We start from the raw sequence: 15,441 nt of genomic DNA on the forward strand, positions 1-15,441 counted from the left end.
CGGGAACCGTGCCCGGGCAGTTCCTGGCCACCGGAGTGCGCGGTGTCCTGGTGCGGCGCCGGCGTGGTCTCGGGAGTGCCGCGGACCGGGCTCGGGACCGGGGTGTCCGCAGGGGAGCCGGGGTGGACCGGGCTCGGCAGCTCCTTGCCCCAGGACGTCGGTGTCGGGAGGGAGCTGAGCAGTTCGTTGTTGTGGAGGACGTGGCCGCGCAGGTCGGCGGCGAGGTCGTTGAACCCGGTGCCGCTCCACTCCCTGGTGAAGGTGCGCTCGCCGCCGGTGATGGTGACGGAGACGGCGTTGTCGTCCACCTTGTGGGTGACGGTGACGGTCATCTCGTCCGCGTAGCCGGGCCGGCCCACGGTGAACGTCTTCACGTTCGGGCCGTCATCGCCCTCCCGTACGATCGCGTCGCCGAGGCCCTCCCAGCGGCGCATCGCGTCCTGCCCGAAGGCGCGGCCGAAGTCCTCGAACGCCTCGCCCGAGGGCAGCCCGGACCACTTCTCGTTGATCAGGTTGTCGAGCTGGCCCTCCGGGATCTGCTCGGCACGCACCGGCACGATCGTGATGCCGTCCTCGACCCGGGCGGGGCCGGTCCGCACCAGCCGGGTCGGCGAGAGGGTGACCTCGCGCTGATCCTGGTTGAGGGCGATGGCGTCGTCGGCGGACTTCTCGTACCCCGGCGGATAGGCCATGGAGAACTTGCCGTGGTCGGCCGGAACGTCGATCTCGAAGACGACCCGGTTGCTGTTGACGCCGTTCTTCGCCCATTCCGCCTGGAAGGTGAAGTCGTTGGAGGTCGAGGCGGGCAGCCGCTCCACGAACACGTCGGCCTGGGCGGCCCGCGGGTCCATGGACACGCCCCGCCACACCGTCATGCGCTGGTTGGGACCCTCGAACATCAGCTCGCCGGCGACCTTGTTGAACTGCTTGACCTTGCCGGCCAGGCCGCCTTCCAGGGCGCTCGGGTTGACGAAGCCGCCGTAGCCCTTCTTCGAGGTGAAGGCGCCGCCGATGACGCCCTGCATGAACAGCTTGACGTCGTTGTCGGCAGCGGCCCTGGCCATGTGGCCGCGGGTCGCGCGGGCGGCGGAGTCCCAGCTGTCCGCGGCCGGCCCGGTGAGGCCTTCGGGGCGCGGGGGCAGCGGGACGTCCGGGGCGGAGTGCAGCAGTTCGCCGGTGGACCGGCTGTACACGTGGCTGCCGGTGGCGGAGGCGACGACGATCTCGTCCTCACCGCCCAGTTTCGCCGGCCAGGTTCCGGCGCCGTCGGACACCGAGTCCACGGACTTGCCCGCGACCTTGACGCTCACCCCGCCGAACGGGCCGTCGCCGAACCGCACAGTCTCCTCGGCGAGGCGAAGGCCGCCGAGCCGCTTGAAGGTCCAGCTGTGCACCACGGCCCCGCCGGCGACGTCCAGCTGCCGTACGACGAAGCCCGTGCCCAGCTTCTCCACGGTGAACAGGCCCGACTCTACGGCGCCGCCGTGGAGTTCGGGGGTCCCACCGCGCGGCGCCTTGACCGCGAGCTCGTGGTTGCCCGGGACCTTGACGACGTTCGGCTCCTTGAGCAGGTCGTCGAAGGCGGCGGTGGTGTCGGCGGTGTGCGCGCCCGGTGCGGGAGAAGAATGACCCGGCAGCGGGGTGTGGGTCCCGGGCGGGGTGGGCGCGATGTGGGCCGGCAGGGTCTCGGGGACGTGTGCCGAGGTGCCGTTCGCCGATCCGGCCAGGCCCTTGTCGGCGTCCGTGTGGGCGGGCGTGCCGGCGAAGGCGGGACTGTCGGTGGGCCGGGCGCTGCGGCCGGTGTCGACGAGGTCGAGGGCGGCGCTGTTGCCGTGCCCGCCCGGGTGTCCGGAGCCGCCGGGGGAGAGGGGCGCCGGGTCGTGCGGGGCACCGTTGCCGGTGAACCGGTCGGGGGTGCCGGCGTTCCCTGGGCCGGTCGTGAGCCGGTCCGGAGTCGTGACGGTCGCCGGGTTCGTGGTGAGCCGCTCCGGGCCGGCCGGGGGCGTGGTCGGCGAGTTGGGCAGCAGCTGCTGCGGGCTGCCGGGGTGCGGGGAGCCGGGGCTCTGGACCAGTTCGTCCAGGTGCAGTCGGGTCTGGTTGGCCGACAGGGCGCTGGTGGTGCGGTCCGCCAGCGCGTTGCCGGTACCGGGGGCCACCGCGGTGTTCGGCGTGCCGTGGCGGCTGCCCGCGAGCAGGTCGAAGGCCGAGTTCCCGGTTTCGAGGTTGCCGGGTCCGCCGTGCCCGAGCCCGGCCGGGGACGGGTGGGTCACGGTGGCGGGGCCGGTGAGCAGGCTGTTGGGGGCGGTCACGTCGTGCGGGGCGCCGGGCGTCGGGGCCGAGTTCGGCGCGGTGTGCGACACGCTGGTGCCGGGGGTGCCGGTCAGGGTCGTGTGGGCGGTGCCGACGCCGGGTGTGCCGGGCGCGTGGACGGTACCGACGCCGGGGTTGCCGGTGAGCGCGGAGTGCAGGGTGCCCGCGGACGGGTTCGCGGTGGACAGATCGCCGAGGGTGGCGGTGACCGGCGGCGGGGTGGCGTGGGTGCCGGTGAGGACGGTCGTACCCGGTGCGTGGGTGGCGTTGTGCGCGCCGCCCGGCAGCAGTACGTCGGCGCTGGACGTCAGGTTCGCCGGCGTCGCGTGCAGCCCGGTGAGCGTGGTGTGGGCACCGCCGGTGACGCCCGTGACCGGGGTGTTGGTGAGTCCCTGCGTGGCGCCGGGGACGCCGGCCGACGCGGGCACGTGCAGGCCGGAGGCGGTGGTGACGGTTGGTGTGACGGCGCTCACACCGACCTCCGAACGGCCGCCCAGCGCACCGAAGTTCTCCACGTGGACGTTGCCGAGCTGCACATGGGGCATGTCGACCAGGGCGTCCACCGTACGTGCCGCGTGCACACCGAAGTTGCCGCGGTGGGCGATGGCCCCCACGTCCCCCAGGTTCAGGGACGGCGGCCGCAGGGTGGAGGTGACGTCCAGATGGGTGCTGGGCAGGTTGAGGTCGAGGTTGCGGATGCTGCTCTGACCCGGACCCGCCCCGAAACGTACTTCGTTGAGCTGGATGCGCGGCATGTCGACCAGGGCGTCGACGGTACGCGGGTCGACCGGGACCGAGCTGACCGTGCGGCCGATGCTGCTGGTGATCGGGGCGCCGAAGACGTGCTGGCCGAGCACGCCGCGGTCGAAGAGGCTGATCCGCAGGGCGCGCGCGAAGCCGTACTCGCCGATCTCGGCCGCGTCCACCGGCAGGAAGATCCGCAGCCACTTGGTGCCGCCGAACTCCTGACCCACCCAGGTCTTGGTGGCCTGCCAGCCCTTGGAGAAGGTCGCGGGCAGCCCGCGTACGAACCCGGGGATCCCCTTGATGCCCTGCACGATCGTCAGGCCGGCCGAGTTGACCCCACGGCCGATGACACCGGGCAGGTTGTGGATGCCGTCCAGCACCCACAGGCCGCCCTTGTAGACCCAGGTGCTGCCCAGCTTGACCAGGTCCCTGAGGCCGAGCAGCAGGGTGGTGGGACGGAAGCCGTTGGTGAACAGGTTCCGCAGGGCCTGGAACGTGCCGCGGGCGATGTTGGCGAAGCCCTTGGCGAAGGCGGTCGTACCGACGCCCTTGATGATCTGGAAGATCGGCAGCGCCTTGGTGGTGGGCGCCAGGATGCCGAGCCCGGCGAGGAAGAGGTCCAGGAAGCTGGCGTCACCGTTGGCGAAGTCGACGATCGTCTTGATGAAGAGCGTCAGGTTCACGCCGAGGGCGAGCAGCGCGATCGGGCCGCCGAAGATCAGCGCGGGCACGATCAGGATGATCGCCAGCCACTGGAACGCCTCCCAGAACAGCTGGCACTTGGAGATCGGCAGCTGGATGTTGGAGACGCCGGAGATGCTGCCCGCCGCCGCCGAGGCGCCCTCGCCGTGCTCGGTGCCGGCCTGCCGGGCCGTGGAGGCGTAGGTCTCGCGGTCCGGGTCGTCCTCGGACAGGCCACGGCCCGAGTTGAGGGCGCCGTCCGCGCGTGACTGGAGGTCGACGAGCTTGTCCGCCCAGGTGGTGAGTGCCGTCGCCGCGCTCTCGAAGGACTGCGCCACGTCCTCGATGTGCCCGCGCAGCCGGTCGTTGACCTTGGCGCGCAGGGCGTTGGCGGCCTCACCGACGAAGACGCTGTCGCCGGCGGTGTTCATGACCGCGTCGATGGCCGTGCTGATGCGGCGGGCCTCCGAGCCCAGGTTGTTCAGCTCGGTGGACAGCGTCCGGATCTGGTCGGGGTCACCGGGTGTGGGGTCGCTGTCGAGCCCGATCGCGTTCCAGTCGGTCGGGCGTGGCATACGGGTTCCTCCCGGAAGCTGCGGGGCTCGGGGCGGTCACTCCCCAACTGACCACGCCACAGCACCCGCCGTGGTTCACGTGATCTGGGTTACACCCGCCGTCGGCGGTGAACCGGCGGGACGCGTGCGGCGTGGTCCAACTGACCGGAGTCTCGACTGGGAGGCCCTCGCATGGCCGATAGCCTGAAAATCGAATACAACGTCCTCAACGACGCCAAACGGGACCTGGAGAGCCTGGCCGGAGACATCGGCCCGCTGCTCGACAACAGTCTCTTCTCCCAGGTGGGGCAGCGGGACTACGACGGGTACACCTCCAGCGACGCCTTCACCATCCTCGGGGACCAGACCCTCGCCGACGCCGTCGCGGGCTTCTACGACAACGCCAGCAGCACCATGAGCCACGCGGACAAGGGCCTCAAGGAGCTGGCCGGCGCCTTCGGGTCGGTGGGCGAGGCGTTCCTGTCCTTCGACTCGGAACTGGCCCAGGGCATGGGCATCACCGGCAGCAACCTGGGTCTGCAGAACTACTTCCGGGACAAGGACCTGTGGGACTACAAGCAGTCCCACCTCGACCAGTGCGTGCCCGGCCCGGACGGCACGATGCCGGACTTCTGCTCCGCCACCGACCCGGGCGACCCGCCGCTGGACCAGACGATCAACACCGAGCGGGGCAGCGTCCACACGCACCTCACGCTCGACGACCAGCATCATGTGATCAAGGAGGAGTCCACCGTCACCTACGACGGCAAGACGTACACCTCGGTCACCAACTACTCGAGCGACGGCAACCACTACACCACGGACACCTCCTACCCGGACGGCTCCACCGTCCACTCGGAGACCAACCTCAACTCCGACGGCAGCGGCACGATGGTCACCACCGGCAGTGACGGCGACCGCACGGAGTACACCCGTGGGCCCAAGGACGCCAACGGCAACCAGCCGGACTGGCAGCAGGTCGGCGGCAACACGGACGACGACGGCGGTTCGGGCGGCGGCGGTTCCGGCGGTGGCGGCTCGGGCCACGGCTCGGGCGGCGGCACCCGGCCCGTCATGTAGCCCGACCACCCCCCTCAGAGAACGACCCCTTCGAGAGCGACAGGAACGAAATGGCCAGCTACAACGGCATCAACCTCGACTACCACAAGATCGAGGAGGTCGTGAGCCTGCTGCACGACGCCCACGAGAACCTCCTGCCGGTCCTCAGCAACCTGCGCAACCGGGTCAACACCCTGGTCGACGACGGCATGGTGTTCCAGCAGTCCAGCGAGGTCATCCGGACGACCTACAACAACTTCGACACCAGCCTGCTGGCCGCCGTGAAGGGCATCAACGACTTCTCGGAGATGTTCAACGGGATCAAGGAGAACGCGATCCAGTTCGACCAGGGCATCAGCAGCAGCCTGCAGAACAACTCGTAGCTCCCGCACGGAGACGTACGCAGAGGGCCTCCCCGGAATCTCCGGGGAGGCCCTCTGCCTGTGCTCGCCGGTGCCGGTCAGGTGCGCAGCGGCGTCAGCGGCACCTGGACGGCCAGCAGGGTGCCGCCGGGGCCGGCCGTCCAGGCCCGTCCCGGATGCGTGGCCGCCCGCACCACGCTGGGCAGCAGGCGCAGCCCGACCAGGTCACCCTCGGACAGGTTCTTCGGCGCGAGCAGCAGACCGCTGCGGGCCCGCCGGGCGGCCAGCGTCCAGCCGCTCATGCCGCTCTGGAAGCCCTCCGCCGAGGCCGCGTAGACCAGGCCGAGACCCTGGTCGCGGCCGGAGACGGCGAGGTCCTTGAGGAGCTTGTCGGCCGCCGAGTTGGTGAGCAGGTCGGCGTCGTCGATCATCACCACCTTCGGTCCGGGCAGCGCGTCCAGCGCCGCCCGCACGGTGTCGGCCGAGGGGTCGCTCTCGGTGAGCACCGTGGCGGTGGCATGCCGGTCCAGGGCGCGCAGCGGCGACTCACGCGGGGTGAGCACCACCAGCGAGGTGCCGCCGGCCAGCAGCGACACGGCGATCGACGCGAGGGTGTTGCTGCGCCCGGACCCGGCCGGGCCGAACACCCCGAACGCCGAGGCGGTGCCGGCCAGGTCCGTGCCGACCGCGCCGCCGTCGTCGCCGCCGACGCCGAGCAGACCCCACAGCGGCCGCCGCCGGTCCGCCTGCACCTTCTTGTAGGCCTCGGCGAACTCCACCGAGCGCGGCAGCACGGCCACCTGGAACGGCCGCCGCGCCTCGGGCACCTGGGCGTCCCGCTTGCGGGCGTTCTCGCCGATCGAGCGCAGCGCCTCCGCCTGCTCCGTGCCGCCGCCGGTGGCCAGCAGCGCCACCTGGGTCTCGGTGCCGCTGAGGACGTGCCAGCCACGGCCGGGCGGGATGTCGGCCGGGATCTTGTTCGGCATCATGCCGACGGCCTGGTAGTCGCTGCGGTCGCCCTGGCGGAGCAGCAGCTTGTGGTCGTTGTGCGCGGCCATCCGCCCGCCCAGCAGCGAACGTTCCGAGGTGGCGACGACGTGGATACCGGCGGCGGCACCCTCGCGCATCAGCCGGACCACCTCCTGGAGCAGCTGACCGTGGTCGTGCTCGTCGAGGAGGATCTGCAGGGAGTCCCAGCCGTCGATCAACAGCATGATGTGGGCCGGCCGTTCGGCCTTCGGCAGCAGCCGGCGCAGCTCCGCGATACCGGTCGCGCTGTGCGTCTGGGCCAGGTCCTGCCGTTCGGTCAGTTCCCGGTTCAGCCGGCGCAGCATCCGGCCGAGGCGCTCCAGGTCGTGCCGGGAGACCACCCCGCCGCAGTGCGGGAGCGCGCCGACCGCGGTGAGGCCGCCGCCGCCCGCGTCGATGCCGTACAGGTGCACGTCGGCGCTGCTCGCCACCCGGGCCGCCGAACCGGCGATGGTGCGCAGCACCTGGGTACGTCCGGAGCGCGGCGCGCCGATGATGTACAGGTGCCCGAAGGTGGTGAGGTCGGCGACGGCGACCCGGCGCTGCTGGAGCTGCGGGACGTCCTCCAGGGCGTAGGGGACGACCAGGCGGCCGTCGCGGGTGGCGCCGAGCTCGTCCAGGTCGTCCAGGACCAGCTGGCGCTGGAGCGGCGGGAGCCAGGGGCTGGGCTGCTGGGTGAAGTCGTCGAGCAGGTCGGCCGCGGAGCGGACCTCCTCGACGAGGACCTGGAGGTCGGTCGGCGCCGGGCCCTGCGGGGCCGAGGCCGACACCGTCCGGGTCTCCGCGGGGAGTCCGGCGGGCCGGCCGAGGGCGTCCCAGCCGATGTCCAGCGACCGCACGGGCTTGCGCGGACCGGCCTCCGCCTCGGTGGCCGCCGCGGCCGCGTTCTCCCGGGGGCGTTCGGCACCCACCCAGGCGGTCTGGAACGGATCCGCCTGCCGCGGTCCGCGCCGCACCAGGGCCCGGCCGGGCGTCGCCGAGGAGATGTCGACGGCGTCCTTGACGTCGATGATGTCCTGGCTCTCGGTCTGGTCGGTGACCCGCAGCGCGATCCGCAGGTTGGTGTTGGCGCGGATGTCGCCGGTGACCACACCGGCCGGACGCTGCGTGGCCAGGATCAGGTGGATGCCGAGCGAGCGGCCCCGCTGGGCGATGCTGATCAGGCCGGGGACGAAGTCGGGGACCTCGCGGACCAGGGTGGCGAACTCGTCGATGACCAGCAGCAGCCGGGGCAGCGGCGCCAGCGAGGGATCGGCGGCCCGCTTGGCCCGGTACTCCGGGTGGTCCTTGGCGTCGGCCGCGGCCAGCACCTGCTCCCGGCGCCGGAGTTCGGCGGCCAGCGACTCCAGGGCACGCTCCACGAGGTGCGCGTCGAGGTCGGTGACCATGCCGAGGGTGTGCGGCAGGTTGGCGCACTCCTTGAAGGCGCTGCCGCCCTTGTAGTCGACCAGCACGAAGGTGAGTTCGTCGGGCCGGTTGGCGGCGGCCAGCGAGGCCACGAACGTCTGCAGCAGCTCCGACTTGCCGGAACCGGTCGTACCGGCGACCAGGCCGTGCGGACCGTCCTGCACGAGGTCCAGGGAGAGCGGCCCGTCGAAGCCGGTGCCGATGAGGAACGAGGTGCTCGCGGGCTGGCGCTGCCAGCGCTCCAGCAGACCCTCGGCGTTGGGCGGTTCCTGGTCCAGCAGATCCAGGAGGCGGACCCGCTGGGGGAGTCCGGCGTCGTGCTCGGGGCTGACGTCCCGGATCGGGGCCAGCGACCGGGCCAGCTGCTCGCACCACTCGGGGGAGACCCGGTCGGCACGGACGGCGGGCAGGTCGGGCGCGCCGGGACGCTTCACGGTCAGCCGGCCGTCGGCGGCGAGCACCACACCGGTGCTCTCCTCGGGCAGCAGCCGCTCCTGCTCGTCCAGGCAGACGCTGAAGATCCGCACCCGCGGGCCCTCGGTGAGCACCTGGACCATGCCGGGCACGTCCCGCAGCCGCCGGGCGCCGTCCGCGATCACCAGCACGTCGGGGTCGGTGAAGACCACGTCACGGTCGTTGCCGGCCTGCCGGCGGCGTGCCTGCACCTGCGAGACCAGCTCGCTCATCCGGGCCGCGGTGGACTCGGGGTCGTTGCCGATCAGTACCATCGGGCCGCCGGCCGTGCCGGGCTTGAGATGCGGCAGCCAGCGCGTCCACGCCCAGTCCGTCACCCGGTCCGGCTCGGTCAGGATGACGATCCGCAGGTCGCGCGGGCTGTGCAGCACACCCGCCTGCGCCACCAGCCAGCGGGCCAGCGGCTGCACCTCGGCCGCCGGACCGGCGACGCCGACCACACCGTGCGCGGTGATGTCCACGCCGATCGGCGTGTCGGGGATGTTCCAGCGGATCGAGCGGTGGTTCTCGTCCCGTGCCGGGTCCTCCAGCTCCCGTACCGACGGCTGGTCGACCGTGCCCAGGCGCAGCACCAGGTGGTCGGGGTCGCGGCGGCGCCGCTCCCACAGCCGGCCGCCCGGGCCGGTCGCGATGAGGGCGACGGCCGCCGGGTCCGGACCGGTCTTGTCACGGACCCGCCGCTCGCCGACGACCGCGTCCCGGACCTGCCTCTCCATGACGTCACGGCGCTGTTCGTAGGCCCGCTCGGACTCCAGGAACTGCTTGCGGGCCGCACGCCGGCCGGTCGCCCAGTTCGACAGCATCATCATCGGGCTGAGGAACAGGAACACCAGGAAGTAGTACGACTTGAAGATGCTGACCATGAACAGGCCGAGGACGATCGGGGAGATCATCATCACGGTCGGGAACGGCCGTTTCTGCGGCGGTGACGGCGGCTGCGGCAGCCGGACCCGCTCGGCGTCCAGGTGCGGGGCGATCCGGGGTGGCCGGTTGTAGTCCACGCCGTACCCGTCGGCGGACGGGGTCACGGCCGCGTCCGCCTCGACAGGCGCGCTCATCCGCAGCAGCACCGGACCGACCGTCAGATCCTCACCGGCCGGCCAGGGCACCGGGCCCGGCCCCGCCGCGCGCTCCCGCGGCGGCTGGGGGCGCGGCCTGCGCAGCTGGGTGATGGCGTCGTCGGGCGGCGGCGAGGCGAGCCGGGCCCGGACGGTCGCCTCGGGCTCGTCGTCGATGCGGAGCCAGGCGGCCGAGCCGTCCGCGCCGACCGTCACCCACAGCCCGCGCTCGGGCACCCCGGTGCCGGCGTCGAGGCGCAGGGCGCACAGCGGGTCGGTGCCGATCTCGTGGCTGCCGGGCCCGAGCCGCCAGGTGCGCCCCGCTCCCGGCCCGGAGACGATGTGCACCTCGGCGAGGACACCGTCCTGTTCGCCGTCGTCGTGCACCCGGACCAGGTCGGCCGGGCGGGCCGGGCCGCCGAGCCCGAGCAGCCCGCCGTCGCGGATGCCGCTGCCGGAGACCCGGGCGGCGGGGTCGAGCCGGTGGCCGTCGGCGTAGAGGTTGCGGGCCTGCGGGGCGCCGGCCGTGGCCCAGTCGGCGCCGCCGGCGGCGGCCTCGTCCTGGGTCAGGGCGGCGGCGAGATCGCCGACGGTCGCGTTCGAGGGCAGCCGGACCTGGTGGTCGCGGCGCTGTCCGTCCGTGGCGTCCACGGTGGTGATGGTGAGGTTCACGGCTCCCAGCCGGGCGGTCGTTCGTGCGGAATCAGGGGACGGGTACGGCGGTTACGGCGCCGGTGGCGAGCTCGCGGAGACACCGGCCGCACCGGAGGTGCTCGGTTCCGCGAAGTCGTCGTCGCTCTCGGCCGCCGGGGCCGGAACGGGCACCGGCGCGGGCTCGGGTCCGGCGACCGGCCGGGTGGCCGAGACGCCGGTGGGCTCGGCCACCGGCAGCGCGCCGGCGTCGAGGCCGGGCTCGTCCGGCAGCAGGTCGGGGTCGGGGTCGGAGGAGGCGTCGTGCGGCCGCACGACCTCGTCGCCCGGGCGGTCGGGGCACGGCGGCAGCGCGGTCAGGGTCCGGGCCACCGCCCGGGACAGCGGCAGTACGTCGACCCGGGCGGCGGCGGGCGCACCGTGCACCGTGAGGGTCGAGTCGGGCGCGATCTCCAGCAGCCGGGTCCGGCCCCGGGCCACCCCGAGGCTCAGCAGCCGCACACCGGAGGGCAGCGGCCGCTCCAGCGGGTCGGCGCACACCGCCACCTCGATGCCGGGCTGTCCGACGGTCGCGGTGGCCGTCGCCCCCGGATGCCGGGGGTGCACCCCGCCGGCGATGGCGACCCGGCCGTCGGGCAGCCGGGCGTCCGCCTGGGCGGCGAGCGCCTGGAGCACGGCGCGTGCGGTACGGGCGGCGCGCGGCGGCCCGTACACGGACAGCGCGGGCGGTCCGGAGCGCACGTCGAGGAGGACCGCGTGCCCCATGTCGTGCCCCACGCACACCAGCAGCGGTGCGGCCGGGGCGTCGGCGTCGTCCGTCAGATCGCTGCGGTCGATCCACCACAGCCGCGGGTCGCTCTCGTCGGCCGCCCACGGCTCCGGCGGCTCGCGCAGCGCGTCGCCGTCCGCCGCGACCAGCACGGCCATCCACTCGGGCCCGGCCAGCACGCCGTAGGGACGGACCCCGGGGCGGACGCCCGCGGCCATGGCCGCGGCCCGCTCGGCGTCGGCCCACACGGCCGGCTCGCGCAGCAGCCGGACCAGCAGCCGCAGCCCGCGCCGGTAGCGCAGTTCGGTGCGGACCGGACCGGTGAACGCCCGCACGGTGAGGGCGGTCTCCCGCCGGAGGCGGCGCCACAGGGCCTTCCAGCCGCCGCCGCGCCGCACCAGCCAGCTGGTGACGGCGAGGACGAGGACCAGCAGGCCGACCAGGCCGAGCAGGGTGGTGATGGTGTCGGAGGTCATCGCGTCTCTCTCCGGAGTTTCTCTGCTCCGGCCGGGTGGCAGCCGTGGGATTCGAGGGTGGTGCGCAGGGCGCGGACGCCGTGGTGGGTACGGGATTTGACCGTGCCCGGCGGCAGCCCGAGCTGGCGGGCCACGTCGTCGCCTGCCTGGCCCAGCAGATGGACCCGGGCGACGGCCTCGCGGTGGGCGGGGTTGAGGGTGCGCAGCGCGGAGACCAGCATCCGGCGGTCACCGACCTGTTCGGCGTGGTCCGGCACGTGCGCGGGTACGGCGCTGCCGAAGTCCGTCGCGAAGATCCCCACCGGCACGGTCCGGTCCCGGCGCCGGGCGTCGACCACGAGATTGCGGGCGACCCGGAACAGCCACATGCGGATGGGCCGGTCGCGCCAGTCCAGCTGGCCGGCCGACTGCCAGGCCCGCAACAGGGTTTCCTGGACGACGTCCTCCGCGCCGTGGGGGTCGCGCCCCATCATGCCGGTCACGTAGCGGCGCAGGCTGTCGCGCTCCGCGAGCAGGAGGCCGAGTGTCCGGTCCGCGCCGTCGGCGCGGTCATGGTCGATGAGGCTCAATGCCTCCGCCTTCCGGTGTCGGGTGTTGCTGTTGTGCTGTCGTGCGGTGTTGCTCTGTGTCACTGTGAAACGCCTCAGGCACGAACGCTAGCGCGAAAAACTGAACTTCCCGAAGCCACCATTGCTGCGAACTTCAACAACTTGGTCACAGGCAATCGGGTATAGGTGGACGGAAGGTGTCGTTCGGCAGGATCTTCGTGGGCGGGCGTCCGGAGCTGGGCCCCGCCTTGGTTACTGTTCCGGTGTCCCGCTCGTTCCGGGCGTTCCGAGAACTTCACGAGACCTTCAGGAGACGACGTGCCGCCCCTTCGCAAACCCCGGCCCTCGGCGGAACGGCCCGGCAGTCCGGCGGGACGTTTCAGTGACACCTTCGCCCATCGCCCCGCCATGCCCCGCCGCGGGCTGGTGCCGGGGGTACGGGTGTGGGCCACCGTCGGCGCGGCGGCCGGACTGACCGTCGTCGCGGCCCTGGCCGTACCGCTGCTCAGCCGCGTCGACCTCTTCCCGGACCCGGACACCACACCGGCCGCGGCGGTGGCGCCGGGGGAGCCGACAACGCTGTCCGGCACGTCGGAGTCGCCGTCCCCGTCCTCGTCGTCGACGCCGTCCCCCAACCCCTCCCACAAGCCCGCCAGGACGGATCCGGGCGCCGGCTCCGGGTCCGGCGGCGGCACGGGTGCCGGCACCGGCTCGACCGGGCAGCAGTCCGGCGGCGGATCCGTCGGCTCCGGCTCGGACCCGAACCCCGGCACGACCTCGGGGTCCACCTCGTCCGGTTCGAAGCCGGGCGGCACCAAGTCGTCGTCCTCGGGCGGGAAGACCTCCTCCGGCGGCTCCTCCTCCGGCGGGGGCACCAAGACGACCACCGTCCCCGGGGTGGCGCTGATCGGCAACGCGTCCGGCCGCTGTGTGGATGTCACCAACGCGGGCGGGGACGGCACCCGGCTGGAGATCCTGGACTGCTCGGGAGCGGCCAAGCAGAAGTGGGTCTTCCAGTCGGACGGCACCATCCGCTCGCTCAACCTGTGCATGGACCTGGCCTGGGGCAACACCTCGAACGGCACCGCCATCCAGGTCGCCAAGTGCAGCGGGAACCGCGCCCAGCTGTTCTACCTCAGCACGGCCGGGGACCTGGTCAGCTCCCTGGCCGACAAGTGCGTGGACGTCGTCGACAAGGGCACGGGCAACGGAACCAAGCTCCAGCTGTGGACCTGCGCCGGCACTTCCAACCAGAAGTGGCACAAGGGCTGAGCCGCCCGTCCCCTCATCCGTCGGCCGCGCCCGGTCACGCTCTGCGCCGGACTGGGCGGTGCCGTCCTGAGTGCCGACGCCGTCGCCCGACGGCGGCCTCGCCGGGCGTCACCGGTCGCTACCGCTGAGCACGCACCGCTCCGCGGCGGGCACCCAGTACCAGTCCGAGGGTGCCAACCGTGGACGGTGACGCCGAGCCGCGCAGCACGTCCGTGCCGGGCGCGAGGACGGCGTCGGCGGTGAGCAGTTCGATCTCGATCAGCGTGCCGACGAGCGGGCGGTGGGCGGCCGGGATCAGTTCGAGCAGTTCCCGGGCCGACCGCAGGTCGGCCCGGGCGGTCTCGACCTCGTGTGCCACGAGCGAGCGCAGACCGGGCGAGGCCTGGCCCGCCGCGAGGTCCTCGGCCGTGACGGAGAAACGCTTCAGGGTCTCCTCCGGGATGCCCGGTCGGCCCTCCCGCAGGTCCTCGGCGAGGTCGTTGACGAAGTCCAGCCGCTGGCTGCCGTCGATGAGCCTGCGGCAGCCGGCCAGGAACCGTCCGCCGGGATCGGTCTCGGGGCCCAGCAGCGCGCCTATCAGCAGGAAGGCCGGCATCGAGTAGGCGTCGAGATAGTCCTGGTAGTCGGCCTCGGCCGCGAAACCGGTGAACTCCAGCTCGGTGGCGGCGGTGTCGAGATAGGCCGCCACGACCTGCCGGTGCCGGGGGTGGGCGGTGACCGTGTGCAGGAGGGCACGGACCAGGGGATCGTCACTGGTCCCCGTCTCCAGCCCCGCACGCACCCGCCGCTCCCAGTCGGCCCAGGCCCGCGCCCGGCCCGCCTCGGGACCGCTGTCCAGCAGGTCGTCCCCGTGGTGCATCACGGCCGTCGCGGCCACCACATGGGGCTGCACGGCGGGCGGAAGCAGCATCCTGCAGGCCAGGTAGGCGCTCCGGCGGTACCGGCGGACCGTACGCCGTTGGGCGCTGTAGTCGCGCCGCAGCTCGGGATCCCGGATCCCGGCCGCGGTCAGGCTCTGATTCCACGCGCTCACGAGAAGATCGTAGAGGCAGCCGCGGAGAGCGGAGCCCGACCGTGCGTCGGCGCTCAGGAAAGGGACGTGAGGAAGTCGACGAGCGCCGCGTTCACCTCGTGGGGGCGCTCCTGCTGGGTCCAGTGGCCGCAGCCCGCCAGTTCGACGGGCTCACGCACCAGGCTGGGCATCAGGGCGGGGAGCCGCTCGATGAGTTCGGGCGTGCCGGGGAAGGCCGGGACCACGTCACGGTCGCCGTAGACGTACAGCGCGGGCGAGGTGACCCTGGCACCCTGCCAGGGCGCCGTCAGTTCCCAGTTGCGGTCGAGGTTGCGGTACCAGTTGAGCGCCCCGGTGAAACCCTGGGAGAAGCTCTCGGTGAGGGCGTCCAGGTCCTGCTCGGTGAACCACTCGGGCAGCCGCTCGGGATCCGGCATGTCGGCGAGCCAGCCGCGCCCGGGGTCCACCAGGGGCTGCCCGGCCGAACCGCCGTCACCGGAGGCCGAGAAGAAGAACTTCCGCAGCGTGGTGCGCGTGTCGCGGGCGAACTCGGCGTCCGCGACACCCGGCCGGTTGAAGTAGTTCCAGTAGAAGCGGCCGCCGAACATCTCGTCCATGGCCCGCAGCGGCGGCCTGGTCCCCCGGAACGGCGGCGGCACGCTCAGCCCGGCCACCCCGCGCACCAGATCCGGGCGGAACAGCGCGGTGTGCCAGGCCACCGGCGCACCCCAGTCGTGCCCGACGACGAACGCCTGCCGCGCACCCAACTCCCCGATCAGTCCGACGACATCGCCGACCAGGTGGAAGATGCTGTACGCGTCGACGTCCTCGGGGTGGTCGCTGCTCCCGTACCCCCGCTGGTCCGGGGCGACCACGTGGAAGCCGGCCGCGGCCAGCGGGCCGAACTGGTGCTGCCAGGAGTGCCATGACTCGGGGAAGCCGTGCAGCAGCACGACCAGCGGGCCGGAACCCTCTTCGGCGATGTGCAGCCGGATTCCGTTCACGTCGATCATTCGATGCTGGACCATGCGC

At 72.9% G+C, this 15,441-nt stretch carries 8 protein-coding genes and 1 pseudogene; 3 read left to right on the plus strand and 6 right to left on the minus strand.

What is annotated here, in order from left to right:
• Window positions 1-4,313 (minus strand): annotated as a pseudogene (locus ACFXI4_RS31385) (hypothetical protein); the annotation flags it as partial.
• Between the two features lie 171 nt (window positions 4,314-4,484).
• On the opposite strand from ACFXI4_RS31385, the gene ACFXI4_RS31390 reads away from it, so the two are divergent.
• Together ACFXI4_RS31390 and ACFXI4_RS31395 are read left to right on the plus strand one after the other, a co-directional pair.
• The gene (locus tag ACFXI4_RS31390; protein WP_362720557.1) at window positions 4,485-5,372 is read left to right on the plus strand and encodes a hypothetical protein; all 888 of its coding nucleotides are present in this window, start codon (window positions 4,485-4,487) and stop codon (window positions 5,370-5,372) included.
• Between the two features lie 50 nt (window positions 5,373-5,422).
• Window positions 5,423-5,734, plus strand: coding sequence for a hypothetical protein (locus ACFXI4_RS31395; protein WP_046730425.1), 312 nt, complete (start codon window positions 5,423-5,425; stop codon window positions 5,732-5,734).
• Between the two features lie 77 nt (window positions 5,735-5,811).
• On the opposite strand, the gene ACFXI4_RS31400 is transcribed toward ACFXI4_RS31395, so the two are convergent.
• Genes ACFXI4_RS31400 through ACFXI4_RS31410 form a run of 3 tightly spaced genes read right to left on the minus strand, consistent with a single transcriptional unit; the run spans window position 5,812 to window position 12,209 of the window.
• A complete protein-coding gene (locus ACFXI4_RS31400) occupies window positions 5,812-10,353 on the minus strand; it encodes an FtsK/SpoIIIE domain-containing protein (protein ID WP_384997257.1) in 4,542 nt (1,513 codons plus the stop codon).
• Window positions 10,354-10,404: 51 nt separating this feature from the next.
• The gene (locus tag ACFXI4_RS31405) at window positions 10,405-11,577 is read right to left on the minus strand and encodes a hypothetical protein (protein WP_384997259.1); all 1,173 of its coding nucleotides are present in this window, start codon (window positions 11,575-11,577) and stop codon (window positions 10,405-10,407) included.
• Window positions 11,574-12,209 (minus strand): sigma-70 family RNA polymerase sigma factor, encoded by a 636-nt coding sequence (locus tag ACFXI4_RS31410; RefSeq protein ID WP_384997261.1) that lies wholly within the window; start codon window positions 12,207-12,209, stop codon window positions 11,574-11,576. Before ACFXI4_RS31410 ends, ACFXI4_RS31405 begins: the two co-directional genes overlap by 4 nt.
• A gap of 324 nt (window positions 12,210-12,533) precedes the next feature.
• Here ACFXI4_RS31410 and ACFXI4_RS31415 point away from each other — a divergent pair, with 324 nt between their 5' ends.
• Entirely contained in the window at window positions 12,534-13,397 is an 864-nt protein-coding gene (locus ACFXI4_RS31415) for a ricin-type beta-trefoil lectin domain protein (RefSeq protein WP_384997263.1), read from the plus strand.
• Between the two features lie 118 nt (window positions 13,398-13,515).
• Here the strand turns inward: ACFXI4_RS31415 and ACFXI4_RS31420 are convergent, their stop codons facing one another.
• Window positions 13,516-14,430: a phytoene/squalene synthase family protein gene (locus tag ACFXI4_RS31420; RefSeq protein WP_384997265.1), complete on the minus strand. Its 915-nt coding sequence runs from the start codon at window positions 14,428-14,430 to the stop codon at window positions 13,516-13,518.
• A 53-nt stretch (window positions 14,431-14,483) separates the two neighbouring features.
• The gene (locus tag ACFXI4_RS31425; protein ID WP_384997267.1) at window positions 14,484-15,437 is read right to left on the minus strand and encodes an alpha/beta fold hydrolase; all 954 of its coding nucleotides are present in this window, start codon (window positions 15,435-15,437) and stop codon (window positions 14,484-14,486) included.
• Between the last annotated feature and the right edge of the window lie 4 nt (window positions 15,438-15,441).

It is taken from the genome of Streptomyces sp. NPDC059224 (assembly GCF_042754285.1).
GTDB lineage: Bacteria > Actinomycetota > Actinomycetes > Streptomycetales > Streptomycetaceae > Streptomyces.

Excerpts from the sequence above, each read along its gene's own strand:
- ACFXI4_RS31405 (WP_384997259.1), bottom strand. The coding sequence starts at position 11,577 with ATGACCTCCGACACCATCACCACCCTGCTCGGCCTGGTCGGCCTGCTG.
- ACFXI4_RS31415 (WP_384997263.1), top strand. The coding sequence starts at position 12,534 with ATGCCCCGCCGCGGGCTGGTGCCGGGGGTACGGGTGTGGGCCACCGTC.
- ACFXI4_RS31425 (WP_384997267.1), bottom strand. The coding sequence starts at position 15,437 with ATGGTCCAGCATCGAATGATCGACGTGAACGGAATCCGGCTGCACATC.
- ACFXI4_RS31390 (WP_362720557.1), top strand. The coding sequence starts at position 4,485 with ATGGCCGATAGCCTGAAAATCGAATACAACGTCCTCAACGACGCCAAA.
- ACFXI4_RS31395 (WP_046730425.1), top strand. The coding sequence starts at position 5,423 with ATGGCCAGCTACAACGGCATCAACCTCGACTACCACAAGATCGAGGAG.